Raw genomic sequence first — 1,172 nt, 5'->3', positions numbered from 1 at the left:
CGGAGAGTGTATTACCTATATATGGCTTCGATCGTGGGGAAACGGCAGGGAGGGAAGACGTACTACTACCTGGTCGAGTCCGCCCGGGTCGAGGGCAAGCCGCGCATCGTCTCGCAACAGTACCTGGGCAGCGCGGAGGAGGTGACGGCCAAACTCGCCGGCGCGCAAGCGGGTGCGCCGGTGCGCAGTGCACACAAGAAGTTCGGGGATGTCGCCGCGGTGTGGTCGGTGCTCGAACGTCTCGGCGTGGCCGAGGCGATCGATGGGGTGGCTCCGCGCCGCTCGGACGCGGCGGTATCGGTGGGCACCTATATTGCGCTGGCCACGCTGAACCGGATCGTCGCCCCGTGCTCGAAGGCGGCGTTCGCGTCCTGGTGGGATTCCACCGCCGCACCGCGGTGGTGCCCACTGCCGGCCGGGTCCCTCGATCACCGCAAGTTCTGGTCGGCGATGGACCGTCTCGACCGCGACGATCTGGCGCGGATCGAGGGAGCGTTGTCGGCGCGGATGGTCACCGAATTCGGTCTCGACCTGACCGCGTTGGTGCTGGACATGACGAATTTCGCCACCTACATCGACTCCGGCAACGAGGCCGCCCCGATCGCGCAGCGGGGCAAGGCCAAACAAAAACGCGTCGACCTGCGCCTGGTCGGGTTGGCGTTGGTGATCACCTCCGACGGCGGTATTCCGCTGCTCTCGCACCCCTACCCCGGCGATCGCCCCGACGTGACCCAGTTCCCCGGGGTGATCGACGATCTCGTCGACCGCTACCGCAGCGTCGCCGCCGGCATCGAGGGGGCCACGATCGTCTACGACGCCGGGCAGAACTCGGCCGCGAACCACGCCCACATCGAGGCGGCGCGGATCGGGTTCGTCGGCTCCCTGCCGCCCTCGGATCACCCGGCCCTGCTGACCGTGCCCGCTGACGCCTACCACCGGGTCGACGATCCCCGACTGCCCGGGATGCGCGCCTACGACACCGAGGTCGACGCCCTCGGGGTCCGGCGGCGGGCGATTGTGACCCACTCGGCGTCGCTGCACGCCGCCCAGTCCCGCGGATTCGACCAGACCCTCGACAAGGCCCGCGACCGGCTCGGCGCCCTGCAGGTGCGCCTGGCCCGCGGGCGCACCCGCCGCGACCGGGCGGCCGTGGAGCGCGAGATCGAGCAGAT

1 protein-coding gene is annotated in these 1,172 nt (G+C 69.8%); it reads left to right on the top strand.

Annotated elements, in window-relative coordinates:
- Positions 1–21: 21 nt before the first annotated feature.
- Positions 22–1,172 (top strand): IS1634 family transposase (locus tag ACFWAY_RS53880; RefSeq protein ID WP_378516554.1); only part of this gene is annotated, 1,151 nt, incomplete at its 3' end.

The organism is Rhodococcus sp. NPDC059968 (genome assembly GCF_042738615.1).
Lineage (GTDB): Bacteria > Actinomycetota > Actinomycetes > Mycobacteriales > Mycobacteriaceae > Rhodococcus_F.
This window is presented reverse-complemented; position numbering and strand designations above follow the sequence as displayed.